The 19,296-nt window shown below is 57.6% G+C and carries 23 protein-coding genes and 1 tRNA gene; 22 read left to right on the forward strand and 2 right to left on the reverse strand.

The features are described from left to right. Positions 1-898: 898 nt before the first annotated feature. The 5 genes from Q9S52_RS07155 (at position 899) to Q9S52_RS07175 (ending at position 5,800) form a co-directional block, all read left to right on the forward strand. Entirely contained in the window at positions 899-1,276 is a 378-nt protein-coding gene (locus Q9S52_RS07155) for a Rid family detoxifying hydrolase (RefSeq protein ID WP_304708630.1), read from the forward strand. Next, positions 1,273-2,685 (forward strand): DNA recombination protein RmuC, encoded by a 1,413-nt coding sequence (gene rmuC / locus Q9S52_RS07160; RefSeq protein WP_304708631.1) that lies wholly within the window; start codon positions 1,273-1,275, stop codon positions 2,683-2,685. The genes Q9S52_RS07155 and rmuC overlap by 4 nt, the downstream gene beginning before the upstream one ends. Continuing rightward, positions 2,682-3,524 (forward strand): 4-(cytidine 5'-diphospho)-2-C-methyl-D-erythritol kinase, encoded by an 843-nt coding sequence (gene ispE, locus Q9S52_RS07165; protein ID WP_304708632.1) that lies wholly within the window; start codon positions 2,682-2,684, stop codon positions 3,522-3,524. The genes rmuC and ispE overlap by 4 nt, the downstream gene beginning before the upstream one ends. Before the next feature lie 42 nt (positions 3,525-3,566). Beyond that, entirely contained in the window at positions 3,567-5,114 is a 1,548-nt protein-coding gene (locus Q9S52_RS07170; protein ID WP_294592853.1) for an acyl-CoA carboxylase subunit beta, read from the forward strand. 359 nt (positions 5,115-5,473) lie between these two features. Next, positions 5,474-5,800 carry an acetyl-CoA carboxylase biotin carboxyl carrier protein subunit gene (locus Q9S52_RS07175; RefSeq protein WP_304708633.1) on the forward strand — a complete coding sequence of 109 codons (327 nt, stop codon included), beginning with the start codon at positions 5,474-5,476 and terminating at the stop codon, positions 5,798-5,800. Positions 5,801-5,879: 79 nt separating this feature from the next. Here Q9S52_RS07175 and Q9S52_RS07180 read toward each other — a convergent pair whose 3' ends face one another. Beyond that, the gene (locus Q9S52_RS07180) at positions 5,880-6,638 is read right to left on the reverse strand and encodes a tetratricopeptide repeat protein (RefSeq protein ID WP_297626827.1); all 759 of its coding nucleotides are present in this window, start codon (positions 6,636-6,638) and stop codon (positions 5,880-5,882) included. Between the two features lie 86 nt (positions 6,639-6,724). Here Q9S52_RS07180 and Q9S52_RS07185 point away from each other — a divergent pair. The 17 genes from Q9S52_RS07185 (at position 6,725) to Q9S52_RS07265 (ending at position 18,458) form a co-directional block, all read left to right on the forward strand. Further along, a tRNA-Arg gene (locus tag Q9S52_RS07185) sits at positions 6,725-6,798 on the forward strand. Between the two features lie 53 nt (positions 6,799-6,851). After that, positions 6,852-7,382 (forward strand): hypothetical protein, encoded by a 531-nt coding sequence (locus Q9S52_RS07190; RefSeq protein ID WP_304708634.1) that lies wholly within the window; start codon positions 6,852-6,854, stop codon positions 7,380-7,382. A gap of 21 nt (positions 7,383-7,403) precedes the next feature. After that, entirely contained in the window at positions 7,404-7,955 is a 552-nt protein-coding gene (locus Q9S52_RS07195; protein ID WP_304708635.1) for a hypothetical protein, read from the forward strand. Positions 7,956-8,202: 247 nt separating this feature from the next. After that, entirely contained in the window at positions 8,203-8,637 is a 435-nt protein-coding gene (locus Q9S52_RS07200) for a Gp37 family protein (protein WP_297626835.1), read from the forward strand. Further along, positions 8,594-8,926: a GPW/gp25 family protein gene (locus Q9S52_RS07205; RefSeq protein WP_297626838.1), complete on the forward strand. Its 333-nt coding sequence runs from the start codon at positions 8,594-8,596 to the stop codon at positions 8,924-8,926. Before Q9S52_RS07200 ends, Q9S52_RS07205 begins: the two co-directional genes overlap by 44 nt. Positions 8,927-8,996: 70 nt before the next feature. Beyond that, a complete protein-coding gene (locus Q9S52_RS07210) occupies positions 8,997-10,208 on the forward strand; it encodes a phage tail sheath subtilisin-like domain-containing protein (RefSeq protein ID WP_304708636.1) in 1,212 nt (403 codons plus the stop codon). Positions 10,209-10,227: 19 nt separating this feature from the next. Continuing rightward, entirely contained in the window at positions 10,228-10,731 is a 504-nt protein-coding gene (locus Q9S52_RS07215) for a phage major tail tube protein (protein WP_297626844.1), read from the forward strand. 11 nt (positions 10,732-10,742) lie between these two features. Next, positions 10,743-11,993: a hypothetical protein gene (locus Q9S52_RS07220; protein WP_304708637.1), complete on the forward strand. Its 1,251-nt coding sequence runs from the start codon at positions 10,743-10,745 to the stop codon at positions 11,991-11,993. Positions 11,994-12,039: 46 nt separating this feature from the next. Then, the gene (locus Q9S52_RS07225) at positions 12,040-12,360 is read left to right on the forward strand and encodes a phage tail assembly protein (RefSeq protein ID WP_304708638.1); all 321 of its coding nucleotides are present in this window, start codon (positions 12,040-12,042) and stop codon (positions 12,358-12,360) included. 111 nt (positions 12,361-12,471) lie between these two features. Next, a complete protein-coding gene (locus Q9S52_RS07230) occupies positions 12,472-14,775 on the forward strand; it encodes a phage tail tape measure protein (RefSeq protein WP_304708639.1) in 2,304 nt (767 codons plus the stop codon). After that, positions 14,753-15,208, forward strand: coding sequence for a phage tail protein (locus tag Q9S52_RS07235; protein ID WP_304708640.1), 456 nt, complete (start codon positions 14,753-14,755; stop codon positions 15,206-15,208). The genes Q9S52_RS07230 and Q9S52_RS07235 overlap by 23 nt, the downstream gene beginning before the upstream one ends. Then, complete coding sequence (locus tag Q9S52_RS07240) at positions 15,205-15,423, forward strand: tail protein X (RefSeq protein WP_294592837.1); 219 nt, start codon at positions 15,205-15,207, stop codon at positions 15,421-15,423. The genes Q9S52_RS07235 and Q9S52_RS07240 overlap by 4 nt, the downstream gene beginning before the upstream one ends. After that, positions 15,408-16,385, forward strand: coding sequence for a phage late control D family protein (locus tag Q9S52_RS07245; protein WP_304708641.1), 978 nt, complete (start codon positions 15,408-15,410; stop codon positions 16,383-16,385). Before Q9S52_RS07240 ends, Q9S52_RS07245 begins: the two co-directional genes overlap by 16 nt. After that, positions 16,382-16,846: a hypothetical protein gene (locus tag Q9S52_RS07250; protein WP_304708642.1), complete on the forward strand. Its 465-nt coding sequence runs from the start codon at positions 16,382-16,384 to the stop codon at positions 16,844-16,846. Before Q9S52_RS07245 ends, Q9S52_RS07250 begins: the two co-directional genes overlap by 4 nt. Before the next feature lie 5 nt (positions 16,847-16,851). After that, complete coding sequence (locus Q9S52_RS07255; RefSeq protein ID WP_304708643.1) at positions 16,852-17,082, forward strand: hypothetical protein; 231 nt, start codon at positions 16,852-16,854, stop codon at positions 17,080-17,082. 3 nt (positions 17,083-17,085) lie between these two features. Beyond that, positions 17,086-17,919: a baseplate J/gp47 family protein gene (locus Q9S52_RS07260; protein ID WP_300727038.1), complete on the forward strand. Its 834-nt coding sequence runs from the start codon at positions 17,086-17,088 to the stop codon at positions 17,917-17,919. A gap of 2 nt (positions 17,920-17,921) precedes the next feature. Next, the gene (locus Q9S52_RS07265; RefSeq protein ID WP_304708644.1) at positions 17,922-18,458 is read left to right on the forward strand and encodes a hypothetical protein; all 537 of its coding nucleotides are present in this window, start codon (positions 17,922-17,924) and stop codon (positions 18,456-18,458) included. Here the strand turns inward: Q9S52_RS07265 and Q9S52_RS07270 are convergent. After that, the gene (locus tag Q9S52_RS07270) at positions 18,442-19,149 is read right to left on the reverse strand and encodes an XRE family transcriptional regulator (RefSeq protein WP_294592827.1); all 708 of its coding nucleotides are present in this window, start codon (positions 19,147-19,149) and stop codon (positions 18,442-18,444) included. The two genes, Q9S52_RS07265 and Q9S52_RS07270, sit on opposite strands and share 17 nt — an antisense overlap. Positions 19,150-19,296: the final 147 nt, after the last annotated feature.

Raw genomic sequence — 19,296 nt, forward strand, 5'->3', positions numbered from 1 at the left:
ACTGGCCGCCTCAGCCTTAATATTCGTTCTCCGCTGGCTGCGGCCGAAAACAAATGGGCTGTGCTTCTGCGACCCTACGAGTCGCGCGGGCCGAAGCCTCCCGCCGCGGAGGCCCGCAACTGACGTTGCCGTGGGCCCCGTAGGCTTCGTCCGCTTGAACTGAGAGCGAATAGGCCGCATTCGAAAGGTTGGGGTGGTGAATGGGTGGCGTGCCGAGGCGAATTTTAGAGAGCTGGTTCGTGCTTCTGCTGCTCGTAGAGCCGCGCAGTCCGCTGCCCCGGTAGGCGGAGGGCTGCAACTCGTCGGAGCTCGTTGCTGCTCTACGCTGGTGGCGAACTGCTGTTGTTGGTTGAAGACGCACTTCCAAGAATGGGGCGGTGAATGGGCTGAGCTCTTGCGGCTTTTAGAGCCGCGCGGGCCGGACGCTTTCCCACGGGCGGCCCGCAACACGCCGCTCACGCGCCGAGAGTTGCCGTTCCTCCCGGGCGCCCGGCCCACCAAGGTCAAACAAAAGTAGGGTAGAGCCGTCTTGCTGGGGGTAGCTTTCGGGTAGAGGCTGGCATTAAAACGCCCTGTGGGCGCGTTTATTCCGAGAGGCAACGCAACTGAAAACCGTGGCTGCGATTGCTTGAGTTAGAGGGATTGAAACTCTTCGTATGGAAATCCAAATATCTCACCGTGACCTCCTTTGTCATCGATGTACATGACCAGGAGTATCCGCCGTTGCCGACATACCTTGCAGTGCCCTCCACATTCGCCCGCCCATAGTCGCGGAAGCCCGGGGCGGCCAGATTTCATCCCGTCCGTTGTGCAATCCACCTATTTCTCTTAACTTCGCACATGGAGAAAACCGGAACCTGTCCGTTTCGGAAATCTGCATTCAAAAAAACATCGAACCATGAAAAAATGGATTGCCACCCCCGCCGCTCCGGCAGCCGTGGGGCCTTACAGCCAAGCCGTTGAAGCCAACGGAACACTCTACATCTCGGGCCAGCTGCCCATCGATCCCAAGACCAAAACGATGCCTGCCGGCGTGCGCGAACAGACCGTTCAGAGCTTGAAAAACATCGCCGCCATTCTCGAAGCCGCCGGGTATACGAAAAACGACGTCGTGAAATCGACCGTCCTGCTGGCCGACATCGCCGATTTCGCTACGATGAACGAAGCCTATGCCGAGTTCTACACCGACAAACTGCCTGCGCGTGTGGCTTATCAGGTCGCTGCGCTGCCTATGGGAGCGTTGGTTGAAATCGAAACCGTTGCCGTGAAGGGATGACGATTCTCCTGACCATCCTGATCGTCGTATCGGTCGCTGCGGCTGCTGCGCTGTGGGCCCAGTGGCGGAGCGAACGGCGTGCGGCGCGGGCGATCACCGAGGAGTTGGAGACTGCGCGCGAAGAGCTCGCTGTGACTCAAGCGTGGGGAACGGAGAACGCTGCCTTGCGAGCCGAAGCGGCGCTGCTCGGAGGACGGTTGGACGAACAGCAGGAGGCTTTGCGCAGGAGTGCCGAGGAGAATGCCGCTTTGCGTGACGAGCTGAGCCGGGCACGGGCCGATGTGCGTATCTGGAGCGAACGGTTCGAAAATCAGACCACCGAGCGGGAGAAACTTCAGCAACAGTTCGCCGACCACTTTCGCAACCTCGCCAACGACATATTGGAGGAGAAGAGCCGGCGGTTTACCGACACCAACCGGAAAAATATCGATGACCTGTTGAAGCCGTTGAGCGAAAACATCGAACATTTCCGCCAGCGGATCGAACGCGACTCCACCGAACGGAAGGTGTTGGAGGCCGAGATCAAACGGCTCCACGAGATGAGCAACCGGGTGAGTCGGGAGGCCAACAACCTGGCGACGGCGTTGCGCGGCAGCAGCAAAACGCAGGGCGACTGGGGAGAGATGATTCTCGAAACGCTGCTCGAAAGCTCCGGGCTGCAAAAGGGGATACACTTCCGTGTGCAGGAGGATTTTCGGACCGAGGAGGGGGATCATGTACGACCGGACGTCGTGTTGGTCTTGCCGGACGACAAACAGATGGTCATCGACTCGAAAGTCTCGCTCACGGCTTATGCCAATTATGTCGAGGCGGCGGACGACCCGGACGAGGGGATTCGGCGGGCGGCGCTGTCGGCCCATGCGGCCTCGGTGCGGCGGCACATCGACGAACTCGCTGCGAAAAGCTATCAGAAACTGGCTGCGGGTTCGCCGGACTTCGTCATCATGTTCGTGCCGAACGAACCGGCCTTTCTCGTGGCGTTGCAGTGCGACGCCAAACTGTGGGATGATGCGTATCGCAAGAAGGTCATCCTGAGCAGTCCGACGAATCTTTTCGCGATTCTCAAAATCGTGGACGACCTCTGGCGGCGCGACAATCAGGATCGGTATGCGATGGAGATTGCACGGCAGGGGGGCGCGTTGTATGATAAATTCGTCGGTTTTGCCGAGAATTTCTTAGTTGTGGGCGATGCGTTGGGGCGGACGGACAAGGCCTATCGGGCTGCTCTCGGGCAGCTCAGGGAGGGGAACGGCAACCTCGTGCGGCGGGCCGAGTCGCTTCGGAAATTGGGAATCAAGGCCTCGAAGAAGATGCCGCAGGCTTTGACGCCGTTGGACGACGCCACAGGGTTGCCGGAATCTGATCGGGCCGTGGAGGAGGATAACGATTCAACCGCTTTGCAACAATGATCCTTTTTTCCCACTGTAAAATCAATCTCGGGTTGCACATCACGGCGCGGCGGGAAGACGGCTATCACGAGATCGAGACCCTGTTTTATCCGGTGCGGGGGCTGTGCGATGCGGTGGAGATTTTGCCCGGTTCTACGAATGGAGGGATTGATTTTTCCTCGACCGGTCTGGCGGTGGATTGTCCGGAGGAGAAGAATCTGTGTGTCAGGGCGGCGAAAATCTTGCGGGATGCCTTCCCGGAGCCGTTTGCGGCGGCGGGCGGGGTGCGGATTCATCTTCACAAGACGATCCCTTTCGGCGCGGGGTTGGGCGGTGGTTCGGCGGATGCTACGGCGGTGCTCGTCGGGCTCAACGAGGTGCTCGCGCTCGGATTGACGGTCGAAGAGCTCGTCCCCTTTGCGGCGCGGTTGGGGAGCGATACGGTCTTTTTTCTCTACGACCGGCCGATGCTCGGGGCGGGGCGGGGCGAGCGGTTGGAACCGTTTCCCGGGCTCGATCTGGCGGGGTGGAGGCTCTTGTTGGTCAAACCGCCGGTGGGGGTCTCGACGGCCGAAGCCTACTCGTTGGTCACGCCTCGTATGCCGGAGGCGGCGTTGGATGAAATCCTGCGTCGGTCGGTCGAGGCGTGGCGCGGACGGCTCGTGAATGACTTCGAAGAGCCGCTCTTCCGGCGTTTGCCGGTGCTGGGCGAGATCCGGGCCGAATTGTATCGGCAGGGGGCGGTGTATGCCGCATTGTCGGGGTCGGGCTCGACTCTCTTCGGGCTCTTTCCGGCGGGGTGTGAAGTGCCGGTCGGGGGATGGCCGGCGGACTATTTTGTCCGGGCCGAAACGTTGTAAGAGAAAAATGCTATATTTGTCTAAATCTTTAATCGAACTACTATGACCGTAGACAAGAAAATTCTCGACCTCAAGCAGAGAAAAGAGAAGGTCTTCAACGGCGGCGGGCTCAAGGCGATCGAAAAGCAGAAAGCCATGGGCAAACTCACTGCCCGCGAACGGATCATCGCTCTGTTGGACGCCGATTCTTTCCATGAGTACGACATCTTCGTGGAACATGCCGGAACGGAGTTCGGCATGCAGAACAAGGAGTTGCCGGGCGACGGGGTGATTATCGGTACCGGGACGATCTGTGGCAATCCGGTGGCGGTGTTTGCCCAGGACTTTACGGTCGCCGGGGGGTCGCTCGGGTTGATGCACGCACGGAAGATCACGAAAATCATGGACTACGCACTGAATATGCGGATGCCGCTGATCGGGATCAACGACTCGGGCGGAGCGCGGATTCAGGAGGGGGTCAATGCGTTGGCCGGATACGGCGAAATATTTTTCCGCAATACGATGGCTTCGGGGGTGATTCCGCAGATTTCGGTCATTCTGGGGCCGTGCGCGGGCGGGGCGGTCTATTCGCCGGCTTTGACCGACTTCGTCTTCGTGGTGGACAAAATCTCCAAAATGTTCATCACCGGGCCGGAAGTCATCAAGACGGTTCTGGGCGAGGAAATCTCCATGGAAGAGCTCGGCGGGGCACGGGTGCATTGCGAACAGACCGGGAATGCGCACTTCTTCGCGGAATCGGAAGAGGAGTGCTTCCGGCAGATCCGGCAACTGCTCTCGACCATTCCGCAGAACAATACCCAGCCGGCGGAACGGACTAAACCGGCTGAACCGCTCGCTAAAAAATATCCGATCGAAAAACTCGTCCCGGGCGATCCGGCGCAACCGTACGATGTGCGGGATGTGATCCGGGCGGTGAGCGACGGCAGCGAGTTCGTCGAGGTGATGGAACTTTTTGCGGGGAATATCGTGGTGGGATTCGGGCGTGTGAACGGTGAGACGGTGGGTTTCGTGGCCAACCAGCCGATGGTGATGGCGGGGGTGCTGGATTGCGACTCGTCGGATAAGGCGGCGCGGTTTATCCGTTTTTGCGATGCGTTCAACGTGCCGATCGTGACGATCGAGGACTTGCCGGGCTACTTGCCGGGGGTCGATCAGGAGCATGCCGGGGTGATTCGGCATGGGGCGAAGTTGCTCTATGCGTACTCGGAGGCGACGGTGCCCAAAATTACGGTCATTTTGCGCAAGGCGTATGGCGGGGGGTATATTGCGATGAATTCCAGGCATTTGCAGGCTGACTTCGTCTTCGCCTGGCCGCAGGCGGAGATTGCGGTGATGGGGCCGGAGGGGGCTGCCAATGTGATTTTCCGAAAGGAGATCATGGAGGCGGAAAATCCGGAGGAGATGCGCCAGCTCAAAATCCAGGAGTACAAGGACAAATTTGCGAATCCGTATGTGGCGGCGGCAAAGGGCTACATCGATGCGGTGATCGAACCGGCCGAAACGCGCAAGTGTTTGATTCATGCGTTGGAGGTGGCGCAGCGTAAGTCGGTGCTCCGGCCGGAGAAAAAACACGGTATCCCGCCGTTTTAATCGATCGCTTTTTCGCACGCTGTTCTTTGTGCTGGACGGAACTGCCGCTTTCTTGTAAGAAAGCGGCGCAAAGAACTTTTATGATAGCTGCGCTACACCTCAGGCTCCGCAGTCCTCAGTCTTTGTGAGTCTGGCGGGCTGGATTTTCTCGGCGGGGCGCATATAATGCGAGTAATATCCTAATGCGCCCGCGCCGGAAAACCACAGCCCAACCAACAATCCGAAATTTGGGCTGCCGGGAGCTGGAGGATGCGTTAGCATCCGTCTAAAGTCTTTTTGGTTCTTTTTGTTCACAAAAAGAACAGTACCCTCCAGACACAAAGACCAGTACGAGAAAGCGATCCATAAAAAGAAAGCAGATGAATAAGACAGAAAGCGCGGTGCAGTTGGAGATGTTGGCCACCGAGAATGGCAGTTATCCGACGACCCTGACCGCAAAATATAAGAATCGAGAGCCGTGGGCCGCGAAAGATCTCCGGCGGATTGTCTCCTTTATTCCGGGGACGATAACCACCGTCGATGTGAAAGTCGGAGATCGGGTGAAGGAAGGAGACGTGTTGCTGACTTTCAAGGCGATGAAGATGCACAATACCTATCGTTCGCCGATCGGCGGAACGGTGGCGCGGGTGCATGTGGCTGCCGGTGATGTGGTCGCTAAAGGCGTGTTGTTGCTCGAATTCGAGTAGACGGCAACGACTTGTAAAGTCGTAAATATACGGAACCTCTTCTCTTTGTCGTATATGACAAGGGAAGAGGTTTTGTACGTTATTCTGTTAATGCGACCGTAAACTCCGGAAATTCGCGCCACAACGCCTCCGTCCGAAGCCACAGACGTCTCGCTTCAGCTGCTGCCGTCGGTCGGCGCGACTCGATGTCCGAAAGATACTCCGGCGTAATCTCGTGTTCGGTCGCTCGCCATTCGGTGTATAATGCCGGTGTCTCCCGCTTCATGGCCTGTCGGATTTCGGCTGCGGGCAGAGTCTGGCGTCGGAAAGCGGCCCAAAATTTCGCCAGCCGGGTGGAAAGCGCCTCTTCCGGCAGCAAAGCTACTGTCTCGTCGAACAACTCCCACTCTTCCAATGCGATGTAACAAAACACCATCCATTCTGAGGCGTTCAAGTGGTCTTCCGGATCGCAGTCTGTCAGCAACTCCCACATCGCCGTCGCCACTTCGAAGTCGCCGATCGTAAAGTGATCGACAGCCGAGTCGTACACCATCGAAAGCGCCTGAGCCGTATAGTCGTCCTCCCAGTCCAGCGTGATGAACTCGTTGTCCGACTCCTCCAGCAGGTCGCACACTAATTTTGCACCCTCCCATCGCAACTGACACGCTTCAGCCAGACGTCCCTCTTCGGTGTAATGATTTGCCAAGGCCTCTCGGGCCGCGAAATGGGCCGGAGCCGCCGCCACCGTCTCGGCGAGCGAGCGGGTGTCGACCGATTCGGGTATTCGCCGCAGTGAATGCGACGGCACGAGTTTATAAACGGTGTCGATGACGGGTTCGAGCCGCAGCGGATTTTTCATAAGGCCAGTGGATGGTACGATGAGACAAAGATACGCTTTCGGATTTGGAAACCAGCGCATGAAATGTTACTTTTGTGCCACGGAAGGGTCCCGTAGCTCAGCTGGATAGAGCAACAGATTTCTAATCTGTCGGCCACAGGTTCGAATCCTGTCGGGATCACGCGATGCGCATAGTCAGGATATTTCTGAATGGAAATATCCTGACTTTTTGTTATGTTTGTATATCTACTAATTTCTCTTTTGTTCCTTATTGAGGTTATGAAAAAATATACATTTGTTTTGTCGTTTGTTTTTATCGTTATGTCAATTTGGGCTTGCGGCCAGCGTGCGATGCAACCGGAGGTTGATCCGCAGGCTGGGGCTGATTCGGCTCGGGCGACGGAAATTGCAGCTAATCGAGGAGGGAATTGGTCGCCGGAAACGATTGAGCGGTTACAACGAGAAGACTCGCTGATTCGGGCAGGGTATGAACGGGCCGGTGGCGAGGATGTTTATAACCGCTGGTTGCCGACACAGGAACTCTTGTTTCAGGAATTTAAGAAAAATCGCACGTTGGAGAACAAACGGAAATTAATGGATTTCATCGCGGAGCACAAAATGTGTATGATTGTTCCAAAGCCGTTTACGAAAGAGATGCTGGCTGCTCCGCCGGTAAATCCCCATCCGATGCTGATTATGTGGGAACCTGATGAATTGTCGGAATACCTTGATTTGTTTATGCAACGTGAAATGCCTCAACGATGAGAAATTAAATAGTGCTATGCTGTGAAACAAATCGGAGAACAGAGAACGGAAATTCGACAGTATATCGAACAGGGGAGCCGGATACCTGCCGGGCAGATTCGGCGGAACAGATGGGTATATCGGGGCTATGGGTGGGCGGCCGTGGCGGTGGGAGCTGTGGCTGCGGTGATGGTCGGCGGAGTCGGCGGACTCGGGCTGCGATGGCTGTGGCGGAGTTATGATTTGTCGGAACTCGCGGAGCAATTGGCGGGTTTGGGGCTCGTGATGGGGATGATTCTGGTGGGACGAGCGGTGGGGATGGCGGTTTGGGCGAGACTCCGGAGCAGATTCGTTCGTCGGGGGATGCGGCCATTGGTGGTGATTCGTCCTGAGGCGGGAGATCCGTATATCGGGCGGGTGTTTCTGGATAGAGAAGGCCGGGTGGCGATGGTTTACGGGCGGATGTGGGGCCGGATTTACCGGATATTCAGTTTGAAGGGGGGCATTCCTCGACGAGGATATCTGTTTCTACGCGCCGGAACGGGGAGCGAGGGTTTTCTGGCGGAACCGGGCGATAAGGCTGCCGGGACATAGATAAACCGGGCGAGGCGATTCGCTGAGCGGAACAGGAATCGGTGGAAATATATAGCGGTTCTTCCTGACGGGTGCGTCGGGAAGGGCCGTTTTTTTGTGCAGAATAACGAGGGTGAAGAATTAGTGTAATCCATTTGCTCGTCGTTTGTCCGGCGGTCGAATGTTTCGTGACTTTGTATCCGAAAACGATCGGGCAGGCATCTGAAGATTCGGTCTCCCGCCCGATTACTTGAACCGATTAGAAACGATGACAGCAGAAGTACTCGAAAATGCGTTGATCGAAGCGATTCGAGACGTCGGCCTCGAAGCCGGGCCGTTTTCCGAACCGATCTCCCCGAATCCGAACGAAACGAAAACCCGGGTTCAGGTCGGTTACCGGGGAATCGAAAGCGTGGCCCGCGATTGCAGCGGCGCGCGGAGCGAACAGGTTTGGCGGATCGATATCCGAATCGCGGGCCCGGCACTTCGCGGCGCCGAAGGGGTCTACGACTGTTCGGAGCGAATCCGCAACCGTTTGGAGGGATATGCGTTTCCCGGGGCCCCTGCATCGCTCGAACTCGAAAAGGAGGTTCCGACCGACGAATCGGACGGAATCTGGCGATTCGATCAGCATTGGAAACTCAAATGTATCCTTTTTCATGAACGACAAGACCCTTTCTTCGACCGTCCGCTTGGGGCGTAGACCGCTCGGCGAGAGCATTCGACAAAATATGCGGATTATTCTGCTCACGGCTCGCGGCGAGGTGCCGTTCCGTCCGCGATTCGGGTTGGGAGCCGAAAGGCTCCTCGGCGGCGGGATGCAGCAATTGGATGTGGCGTATGAAGTGGCCGACCAGCTTGCGCGGTACGAGAAGCGGATCCGGGTGAGGCAGGTCGTGACTACCGAACTCGAACCCGGGCGGCGCTGCGTGACGATCCGGTATGAAATCCTCGACACCGCCGAATCGCAGACCCTGACACTCGGAAATTGAGACGGGGCGCGGCGGGAAAATAAAATGATACTCCAATCGAATTATTCACCTTTTAATTATCTGTTATTGTATGGGTTATCTGCATGGTATCCAAATCAAAGAGGGCGCGAAGAACGTCCTGATGTCCGCCGGCGATACTTCGGTGATCGCGTTGGTCGGCACTGCTCCGCAGGGGGTGGTGGGAACGGTCAAACTGATTACTTCGGCTGAAGCTGCCGTGGCCGAGTACGGAGCCGATGTCTCCGGGTTCACGATTCCGGCGGCGTTGGAGACGATCTTTGCGACTGTTTCAGCCAAGGTGTTGGTCGTGAATGTGCTGCCGGCTGAAAAAGTCTCTGCTCTGCTCGACGCCGACGGTCGGATGACGCGCGACGAGGAGGGCGAAGTGGCTACGAATATTTACAAACCGGATCTTCCCGAAGCCGTGGATTACACGGCCGATCTCGTGGCCGGTCTCGACCTTTTGTTGACGGTCGACGACACGTTGGGGGTGAAGCCGAACATCGTGTTGGCGCCGGGATACTCCCAAATCGAGGCGGTGATGACCCGCATGTTGGCCGTAGCCGATAAACTGGACGGTTTCGCGGTGATCGATATGGCGGCCGGGGATGTGCAGGAGGCGCTGACGGCCCGCTCTTCTGGCGTGTACAACATCACGTCGCAGGCGGCGGTGCTTTGTTATCCGCAGGTGTTGCGTTACAATGCGCACGAAGCGATGGTCGACACGATCGGGCTGTCGGTGCATTGGGCGGCGGCCAAGGCGGCGCGCGACGGTGCCGAAGGGTACTGGCTCTCGCCGTCGAACACCGAACTGATCGGCATTAGCGGGCTGACTGCTTCCGTTTCGGGTTCGCTCACGGACGAGGCGGCGGATACCAATCTGCTGAATGGACAGGGTATTGTGACCGTTTTCCGGAAAAGCGGTATGGGAACCCGGCTGTGGGGGAACTGGACGGCGGCCTATCCGTCGCAGAAGACGACGGACTGCATGATTGCGCCGCGTTCGGTGCGCATGGCGATTCGGGAGGCGCTGGTGGATGCGGCGCTGAACTATATGGACCGGGCGGCCACGGGCATTACGGTGGAGATGATTACGGGCGATGTGAACGCTTTCCTGCGCAACCTGATCGGCCAGGGGGCCATCGTCGAAGGGGAGTGTACGTGGGATGAGACGAAGAATCCGGCGGTCGAGATCGCTCAGGGACGCCTGACCTTTACTCTGTCGGTTCGGTATGCGCCGAGTCTGGAAAGTCTGACTTTCGAAGAGGTGGTGGAACTTTAAATCTTAATACAGGAAGGATATGATTAACAGCATTATAAACGCTAATGTATATATTCAGTCGGTCAAACTGGCCGGAAAACTCGCCGAGCTGGAGCTGCCGGCCGTGAAGATCAAAACGCAGGAGGTGACGGCGCTGGGGCTGTACGGAGCGACGGAGGTGCCGGCCGGTATCGAAAAGATGGAGGCGAAGTTCAAGTTCAACGCCATCTATCCGGATGCCTGGAAGCATGAGAATCCGCATCGGACGTGTCGGCTGACGGTCAAGAGCGATATGCAGGTCGTTTCGGCGGCCGGGGTGTCGGAGAATGTGCCGGTGGTGGCGACGATTGCCGGTCTGTTCAAAGAGATGCCTACGGGGTCGATTAAACCGCAGGAGCGGCTCGAAGCGGAACACCTGATGACGGTCAGCTATTATAAACTGGAGGTGAATCGCGAGGTGGTTTGGGAGATCGATGTGTTCAACAACATTTTCCGCCATTTTGGTCAGGATTTGCTTCGGGAGTTCAATGCCAACCAGAAATAGTACGGACGGATATGGCGAATTTTAAGGAAGATGCGGCGCGGGAGTATGACTGGGAGTCCGGCGGGGTCTACGTGATCGAACCGGAGGATTCGGTGGAGGGGGGCGCGGAAGGGGTGAGCAACCGGCAGGGCCGGGAGCTCGCCCTCCGTACGCGCAACCTGCACGAGCGGTTGGATGAGCTCAAACGGGATACGACGGCTCGGGCGGACGAGCTGGCGGAGGCGATTGATACGAAGGATGCCGAGGCGTTGAAAATGGCCAAGGAGTATGCCGACCGGATTGTATCGGAATTGACCGACAGCGCGCCCGAGGCGCTCGACACGCTGAAAGAGCTGGCTGCTGCGCTGGGTGACGATCCGAATTTCTCGGCAACGGTGATGGAGCTGATCGGCGAGCGGGTGACGGCGGAGGCTATGGCCGAGGCGCTGGAGGGAAAAATGTCTTTGGCAAACTATACGGGTGATTTGAATGCCGTTGAAGGTAGCGGAGTGTTTCGCCTGACCGGGGCGCAGTCCAATGCTCTATTTTCAGGAACCGGCGTAGGAAGTACCCTGGTGCAGTATAAGTGGGATGCAAAAGCCGCCTACCAAATATACTATCGTTTCCTCTCGAATGAGGTGTATATGCGGGAGAAGACCGGAGGATATTGGGGAAGCTGGGTGCGGTTTTGGCACTCCGGGAACTTCGACCCAAATACAAAACAGAATGCCCCAGTTCAAAAGTGGGAGGGGGATTGCAACGACTGGACAGATTACGGAAGGGTGTATTTCGTAGGACAAGATGTAGCAGTTGCGAAAGTCGCCAACGCACCTTCACGATATGCCTTTGGTCTAATTGTCATTCCTAACGCAAATGTAACCCAGCTTGCCTTTGACTATCAAGGGAATATATTTACGAGAGTATATCACTGGTCTGTTGGATGGCAACCTTGGAGGGCTATATATCACACCGGCAATCTGAAGACCACCTATTATGCTCAAATCGACCCGAACGGGAATGTGGTCGGGCAGGTCGGGGACTGGGTTCAATCAGTGGCATGGGTTGATAACGGGAATGGAGTGCGATGCGATATCACCCCGAATGTGCCCGTAAATGCCGTTACGGCGCAAATCACAAAAGTCGCTTTTTCAGGTAATACGTTCACAGGCTCGGCGCCGATTGTATATGATACTTTGATCAACGGAAAAATCACGGTCGTGATCCCACATGCTAATGGATCTGGTTATGCGGCTTGGTTCAATATCTCGATCCAAGGAGCGTAAACGATAAGAGGAGTAGAAGTATTAATATAAACAGTTTTGTATTGAAATGTCAAAAATTAAGATTACAGTAGAAAAGAACCCGGGTAAACTCTCTATCAAGAACGTGACAGTTCGAGAACCCCTGGTCGAAGACCTCCTCGAAGCGCAAAAATTCCAGGATAACGCCCGTATGTCCATGGCCCTCATCAGCCAAATCTGCACCTTCGACGGTCGGCGGCTCACCCTTGAAGAGCTCGAACAGCTGCCCCTCTCGGATTTTTTGGAATTGTCGGCCGAGCTGGCTGCCACCGGGTTGGTGGGCTCGGCCGAGCAGTTCTCTGCCTTGTCCGCGACGGCCGTTTCGGATTCGCCGAAGTCCGGCGAATGACCCTCTCGGAGCTCAACTTCTGGCTCCACGAACTCGAAAACTATTTCGACGATCTGAATCGCCGGCGGAGGTGAGCTCCGAACCGGAATGGGAAATCTATGCGTAAACAATATGGGAAGTCAAAATAATACGGATGCCGAGAAGTCGGATGGATTCAGCCAGCGGATACAGACGGTTGCATCGATGATCGAGGTGAGCGACAAGTTGGAATCCAGCCTCCAGCGTATCGTTCAGCCCTACAGGGAATTCGAACGCTGCCTGGCCGGACTCTCCGCAGTCGTGGCACTGCCCGCAGCCGATCTGGAGGAGCTGGGTAAAGTGGCCCGAAAGGTCGGGGTCGAGAGCGGATTCGGGGCGGGACAAGCCGTGTCGGCTTTTGGGACGCTGGCATCGGCATTCTCCGGAGAGAAGCTCGATAAGAACAGTCTGGTCGAGTTGCAAAAGCAGAGTGTTACGTTGGCTCAGGCAGTCGGAATCTCGTTGGACGAGGCCGCCGGAGCCTTGGGGAGCACCATGAGCCGGTTTCGGCTTTCCGCTTCCGACGCCGGTCGAGTCATCAACGTGCTGGCGGCCGGTGCCCAAGCCGGCGACGCCCGCGTCGGCGATCTGGCCGAATCGCTCCGGACGGTCGGTTCGACAGCCTCCGAGGCCGGGCTTTCCGTTGAACAGACCACCGCCGCGCTGGAGGTGTTGAGCCGAAATGACCAGAAAGGGGCCGGAGCCGGTATGGCTCTCCGCCAGATGCTCGGTACGATGCAGACGGCATTGGGGGTGGACTTTCGAAAAACCTCGCTCTCCGATGCGTTGGCGGCTTTGCAACCCATGCTGACCGATACGGCCGCGTTGTCGAGGACTTTCGGTGCCGAGAACGTCGATGCGGCTCAATTCCTGATTCGCAATGCTCAGGCCGTGGGAACCGTGACGCAACAGGTGACGGATACCGCGACGGCGACCGAGCAGGCTGCCACCCGTACCGACAACTGGAACCACCGTTTGGAGGTACAGGCCGCTCGTTTCGATGAGTGGAGCATGAAACTCACCGAGAGCTCGAAATGTATGCTGGATGTGATTCAGGTGGGCAGTCGATTCGGCAGTATGGTACTGAGTTTTGCTCCGCTGGCCGAGGCCCTGTGGAGCATAGGCGAAGCGATAGTCGATGTGGTAAGAGGAATGAAAGGAACGGCGACTGCCGGTAAGGCCGCGGCGTTCGGGATATGGCTGAAAAACGCGGCAATCTTGACGGGGAATGCTCTTCTGGTGGTTTACAATGCGCTGACTTCTCGTGCCTGGTGGGTGACGATGGCCCATTCGATTGCGACCAAGGCATCGGCTTTGTGGACTGCGGTATGTTCCAAAGCGCAGCTCGTGGCCAGCGCAGTCACCTCGCTGTGGAGCAAGCGGACGGCATTGGCCACGTTGGTGCAGGGCGGTTTGACCAAAGCGTTGCGGTTGGCCAAGGTGACGATGATGACCGGTGTGATTCCGGCCCTGACCAGCGCCATTGCTTCGACCTGGGCCTGGACAGCGGCTCTGTTGGCCAACCCGATTACCTGGATCGTTCTCGGTATCATCGCCTTAGTCGCGGCCATCGCCATTTGTTGGGATAAGTTCGCCGGGTTTCGTGCCGTCGTTTATACCATTTGGGACACGATCAAGGGGTTCGGACAAGCGATTATCGATTGGATGATCGCGCCGTTCAAGGCCGCCGGAGCCCTGATCGGCGGATTGGCCGGAGCGGTCGGCAAGGTATTCAGCGGAGACTGGGGCGGGGCTTGGGACTCGCTCAAAGAGGGATTCGGAGGGGCGGCCGACGCTTTCACGAAGCCGGTCAAAGAGGCTGTCGATACGGCCCGAGGTATCGGTGGGAACTACCGCATGCACCTGACCGAGGAGCAGGCCAAGCAGGCTGAAAAAGAGCGGGCGAAAGAGGAACGGAAACAGGCCGCGCAGCCGAATCGGGAGACGGCCTCGACCGGTAGCGCCCTGCCGGACTGGCAGGCGCTAACCGGCTCCGTGAATTCGGAACATCCGGAATTGGCCGGTTTCGGGGCTCCATTCGGAGACCTCGATATGGAGCAGATGGATTTATCCGATCTCGATCCGAAACTGTTGCAGGGAATGGAGTTGCCCATGGGCGGGCCGGAGATGACCGGTTACGTCGCTTCGGAACCGGTCTCGCTTCCTTCGTTGGGGCGTGATGCGGGTGCGGGCTCGTTCGGCATGCCGCTTTCGGCTGCTCCGACCGTGCAGGTCGATTTCAAACCCACCGTCCATATCTCCGGAGATATGTCCCGCAAAAGTCGGGACGAACTGATGGATTTTTTCCGTCAGTTCGCCGGCGAACTGACCCGGATCATCAACGAAGAGAATCGCAAAAACAATCGAGGCAATTATGGAATACCTGCGCTTGGGTGATCTCCGGCTGACCTCGCCGGACAGCCTGACCGGATTCGAGGAGACGATCGGATACAACTACGCCCGACACGAAATCGCCACCGGAAAACCCGTACTTCAGGCCAAGGGAGAGACCCTCTCGGAAATCACCCTGAATATCAGTCTGCGCGCCCGGCTCGGCCACGACATTCCCGAAATCCTGCGTCAGTTCGACCTCCTGTGTCGGAGCGGTTCGCCGCAACGGTTCGTCTTCGCCGACGGCGTCTACAAGGGAGATTACGTGGTGGCCGAACGCGGAGTAACCGTCACCCGCACGGATGCTCGGGGGACGATTCAGGAGGCCGACTTCACCTTGTCGCTGCTGGAATACGCTGACCGGGTGGTGATAAATAACCGCAATGCAGAGAGTAGACCGGCCACAGAAAAGAGCAACCGCAAAACGACCAACAAATGATTGTTACGACTTCAAAATACGGCGATCGGTGGGACTTACTGGCTTATGATCTGCTGGGCGACGCCGCTTTGGCTCCCGCCTTGATGGCCGCCAATCCGGCGCTCGTCTCCCTCTGCGAGAATCACATTCCGGAAGGGGCCCAGATCGTTGTGCCCGAGATCGCCGCCCCCGCCGAACGCATGACTCAAACCAAAGCGCCGTGGAAACAGGACTAAAACCCAAAACCGTCATTACCTACGAAGGCAAGGATGTCTCCGGAGACTTCGCCCCGATCCTTCGCGGAGTGACCTTCAAAGATTTTCTGGACGGTCGGGCCGGAGAGATCGAAATCGACCTCTCCAACCGGGAGGGGCTCTTTTGGGCAGACTGGTATCCCGACATCGACGATGAAATCCATATCCTGATGGGCTACGAAGGTGGCGATATGCTCGATACCGGAATCTTCTGGGTCGACGAGGTCAGTCTGTCGGGCGGCGGTGCCGAGGACGCTTGTCGTATTCGTGCCCTATCGCTCCGCTCCTCGGGGCTCGGCGCCCCGGTGCAGCGGCGGAATCATGCGGGCCGGGCCGTGGCCGACATCGTGAACGAGGTGGCCGAAACGCTGGGATGCCGGGCCCGAGGCGATCTGTCCGGCACCTGGTCGGGGATTCAGAACGAAACCGGCCTCCGGTTTCTGAACCGGCTGGCCTGCGAACTCGGCCGGATTTGCAAAGTGGAGGGGACGGATTTGATCTTCTACCCGATCCAACAGCTCGGCCAGATCGGCCAACTGGAAATAAAACGGGGAGATGTCATCGACTACGATGTAAAAGATATTGCGGCTGGCCGCCTCTCGAAATGTACGGTCAAATGGTGGGATCGGAAGTCGAAGAAACAGATATCCGGCACGTATGACGCCCGCATCAAGGGCGGCGGCGAGGCTGTGCGTTGGGAAGAGGTGAAGAGCAGCTCCGAAGCCCGTCAAAAGGCCCGGGACTATATCGCTGACCGTAATAAATCGGGCGTCGAGTTCAGTCTGACGCTGTTGGGCGATGTGCGTTTGCGGGCCGGCGTAGGCGTTCGGATGAGCGGCTTCGGCCGGTTCGACGACCTGTATTACATCAGCGAGGCCACCCATTCCGACAGCTCGTCGGGCTACACCACCTGTGTCACCCTTCAAAAACCGCCAGCCAAATGATCGAGATAGGAACCGTAACCCAGCACCATGCAGGCCGCGGAGCGGTGAGCGTCGATTTCGAACATCTCGGTACCTCGGCCGAATGCGTGGTACTCCAAACTACAGCGGGCGGAAACAATAGCTTCGTTCTACCGTCCGTCGGCACACAAGTCGTATGCTGGTTGGAGAGCGGTAAAAACATCGCCTTAGGAGCGGTCTTTTCCGACAGCGATCCGGTACCTTCCGAAGCGACCGCCGAGGGCTATTACCGACAGGTCGGAAAGATGACGTTCCGGATCGACGATGATAAAGCCTCCTTGAAAAACGCTTCGAACGACTTGAAAACCCTTTTGAACGACATTTTAACCGCCATTCAAAACCTGACCGTCTCCACCCCGATGGGGCCCAGCGGCACGCCGCTTCCGCCGACCGTACAAGCCATACAAAAAGCCGTTCAAGACCTCGATAACCTGCTGAAATAGCCGCCATGCTGAACAAACAACTCCTTAAAACGCAGATACTCGATCTGCTGACCGACATGCGCTCTCGCACCGAAGTCAGCGACTCCGACTTTGCCGGTACCCTGGCCGACCTGATCGACACCTACATCAGGAGTGCGACCATCACCATCGCGGCCGGGATTCCGGTCAGCACCGCCGGCGGCCCCACCGCCCAAACGGGAACCACGACGGCTCCGGCCGTCGCAACCATTCAATAACCTATGAGCGAGATACAGTTTATTGCGAACGATCCGGAGGCGATTCTCTCCGAAACCATAGCCACCTATCAGCAAGCGGCGGGCGAGACGCTCCATCCGGCCGATCCCGAGCGGATTCTGATCGACGTGATGGCCTACCGCGAAAACGTGCTCCGCGCGCGGATGGAGTTTTTGATGCGTCAGAATTTCGTGCAGTACGCCACGGCTCCGGCCCTCGACGATTGGGGCGCCCTGTTCGGCGTGAGCCGCCTGTCGGACGAGGCGGACGACGAATACCGCCTGCGGATATTGAACAACACGCATCAGGCGATTGGAACGGAAGAGGCCTATCGGCAACGGATCCTCTCCCTGCCCGAGGTGTCGGATTTGATGATCACCCGCAAGAGCGACGAGCCGACCCTGCCGCCCGGCACGATTCGACTGACCCCGTTGATGCGCGCCGTCTCGCAGGATGGTGTGGAATCCGGTGCCGTCCACACCGCAGAGCTGGAGCAGACGATTTTGAATACGATTCAGGCAGCGGATTTCGGTGTGATCGGCCCGAAGTTCATCTTCTCCGAAGCCCATCCGGTGCCCCTCTCCGGCCGCGTGTCCGTGCGGGCCGTTCTGGGTGCCGACCGGGAGACGCTGGAGAGAAACGTGAATCGCAAGATAGCCGCGTATTTCGGCACTCTTTCGCTCCATTATGCCGGCGACTTCGGCGCCTACGATCTGGAGCGGGCCGTGCTGGCCGCCGACGGTGTGTTATCCGTGGCCGCCGTGGATTTTTCGAACATTCCGGTCAAACGCCCGGCCGATTTTTATGTACAGGGCGCGGTAACCGTCGATTATTTGTAACTATGGAACTCCTACCCGAAAGCATTCAAAGCACGCAGACCCTGGCCCTCGACCATACATTCCGGGAGCGTCTGCTCTCGCTTGCCGCCGACCAGCTGGCGATCGCTCCGGAGCAGGAGGGCGACCTGCGGAAACTCACGCTCTACCTGCGTCAGTTCGGCATCCCCGTGGAGCTGCTTCCCGACCTCGGCGCGATTCAGCTGCGCGATCTGCTTCGGCGCGTGTTGCTGGTTTACCGCTTGAGCGGCACCCCGCGCTCCATCGAACTGTTGGCCGAAGCGCTCGGGGCGACCTCTGCAACGGTCGTTCGCGATGCGTTTCTGTTGGATCATGCCCGCCAGGCGCTCCACGACGGTCTCCACCGTTACGATGCCGGTCGCCAGCACCGCTCTTTTTGTATCGATGTAAAGGTGGCGGGCATAAGCGAGGCCGAATGGCCGACCTTTACAGCCGTTTTTCGTCGCCTCTTCCCGGTTTTTCAACCCGTGAGCGTGCATTTGCGACATTTGGAGCCGCTTCCCGTCAGCCCATCGTATTGAACCGTACCGAAGCCTTCACCATCGCCAGCGCGCGAATCGCCGATACCGGAATCTCTTTCGGAGCGTGGTGCGGGTTGTGGCTCACCAACAGGACATAGTCCGGCCGTCCCTCAATTTTTTTGATGAACTTCACCGTGATGTACTCCTCGCCCTCGTAGCTGAACGAAATCAGGTACATTTCGCCCCAGATGATGTTGTAGAAATCCTGTATCTGTTTGTACATCACGATGTCCCCCGCCTTGAGCAGCGGGTACATCGAATCGCCCCGGACGTAGACCGCCCCGTCGCATCGCGGCAGGTCGGGAATCGACAGGTAGTCGATCGGCACGTTTTGGTTCGTGAAGATCGGCGTCAGTCCCGCTGTCGCTTCGAAATCGTACAGCGGCACCCGCTGACGCTCTACCCGAATGTCTCTCGTCCGCGTGCGGATCGGTCGAACCACCGTGGCCGTCTCCTCCCCCGTCCCGGCGTCACGGAGCATCTCGCCCTCCCCCGAGCGGAGCCATCCTTTGGCTACCTCCGGAAACGCCGTCACGATCCGTTCGGCCAGCCGATCCGAGATTCCGTTTCGTCCCCGCTGAATGTGGTAGACCGTGTCCGGGTGTTTCAGTCCGATCCGTTCGGCGAATTTTTTCCCGTTCAGTCGGGTGTATGTCAGTAAAGCTTGGATACGTTGGGCGTCGGTCATCATATAATATGTATGAATTTTATAAGATTGAATCGGTGTAAAGGTATTATAAAAATATGAAAAATCCCAATGCTAAAGAGAGAGGGTGGGAGAGAGAGGCAGCTGAAAATGCAGGAGAAGTTTTCGTACATTTGCCTCTGTTCATACCAA

The organism is uncultured Rikenella sp., from assembly GCF_948810725.1.
Taxonomy (GTDB): domain Bacteria; phylum Bacteroidota; class Bacteroidia; order Bacteroidales; family Rikenellaceae; genus Rikenella.

Excerpts from the sequence above, each read along its gene's own strand:
- Q9S52_RS07240 (WP_294592837.1), top strand. The coding sequence starts at position 15,205 with ATGATTGTTACGACTTCAAAATACGGCGATCGGTGGGACTTACTGGCT.
- Q9S52_RS07175 (WP_304708633.1), top strand. The coding sequence starts at position 5,474 with ATGAATAAGACAGAAAGCGCGGTGCAGTTGGAGATGTTGGCCACCGAG.
- Q9S52_RS07265 (WP_304708644.1), top strand. The coding sequence starts at position 17,922 with ATGGAACTCCTACCCGAAAGCATTCAAAGCACGCAGACCCTGGCCCTC.
- Q9S52_RS07205 (WP_297626838.1), top strand. The coding sequence starts at position 8,594 with ATGAACGACAAGACCCTTTCTTCGACCGTCCGCTTGGGGCGTAGACCG.
- Q9S52_RS07215 (WP_297626844.1), top strand. The coding sequence starts at position 10,228 with ATGATTAACAGCATTATAAACGCTAATGTATATATTCAGTCGGTCAAA.
- Q9S52_RS07180 (WP_297626827.1), bottom strand. The coding sequence starts at position 6,638 with ATGAAAAATCCGCTGCGGCTCGAACCCGTCATCGACACCGTTTATAAA.
- Q9S52_RS07220 (WP_304708637.1), top strand. The coding sequence starts at position 10,743 with ATGGCGAATTTTAAGGAAGATGCGGCGCGGGAGTATGACTGGGAGTCC.
- rmuC (WP_304708631.1), top strand. The coding sequence starts at position 1,273 with ATGACGATTCTCCTGACCATCCTGATCGTCGTATCGGTCGCTGCGGCT.
- Q9S52_RS07190 (WP_304708634.1), top strand. The coding sequence starts at position 6,852 with ATGTTTGTATATCTACTAATTTCTCTTTTGTTCCTTATTGAGGTTATG.
- Q9S52_RS07235 (WP_304708640.1), top strand. The coding sequence starts at position 14,753 with ATGGAATACCTGCGCTTGGGTGATCTCCGGCTGACCTCGCCGGACAGC.
- Q9S52_RS07250 (WP_304708642.1), top strand. The coding sequence starts at position 16,382 with ATGATCGAGATAGGAACCGTAACCCAGCACCATGCAGGCCGCGGAGCG.
- Q9S52_RS07225 (WP_304708638.1), top strand. The coding sequence starts at position 12,040 with ATGTCAAAAATTAAGATTACAGTAGAAAAGAACCCGGGTAAACTCTCT.
- Q9S52_RS07255 (WP_304708643.1), top strand. The coding sequence starts at position 16,852 with ATGCTGAACAAACAACTCCTTAAAACGCAGATACTCGATCTGCTGACC.
- Q9S52_RS07260 (WP_300727038.1), top strand. The coding sequence starts at position 17,086 with ATGAGCGAGATACAGTTTATTGCGAACGATCCGGAGGCGATTCTCTCC.
- Q9S52_RS07170 (WP_294592853.1), top strand. The coding sequence starts at position 3,567 with ATGACCGTAGACAAGAAAATTCTCGACCTCAAGCAGAGAAAAGAGAAG.
- Q9S52_RS07270 (WP_294592827.1), bottom strand. The coding sequence starts at position 19,149 with ATGATGACCGACGCCCAACGTATCCAAGCTTTACTGACATACACCCGA.
- Q9S52_RS07200 (WP_297626835.1), top strand. The coding sequence starts at position 8,203 with ATGACAGCAGAAGTACTCGAAAATGCGTTGATCGAAGCGATTCGAGAC.
- ispE (WP_304708632.1), top strand. The coding sequence starts at position 2,682 with ATGATCCTTTTTTCCCACTGTAAAATCAATCTCGGGTTGCACATCACG.
- Q9S52_RS07210 (WP_304708636.1), top strand. The coding sequence starts at position 8,997 with ATGGGTTATCTGCATGGTATCCAAATCAAAGAGGGCGCGAAGAACGTC.
- Q9S52_RS07230 (WP_304708639.1), top strand. The coding sequence starts at position 12,472 with ATGGGAAGTCAAAATAATACGGATGCCGAGAAGTCGGATGGATTCAGC.
- Q9S52_RS07155 (WP_304708630.1), top strand. The coding sequence starts at position 899 with ATGAAAAAATGGATTGCCACCCCCGCCGCTCCGGCAGCCGTGGGGCCT.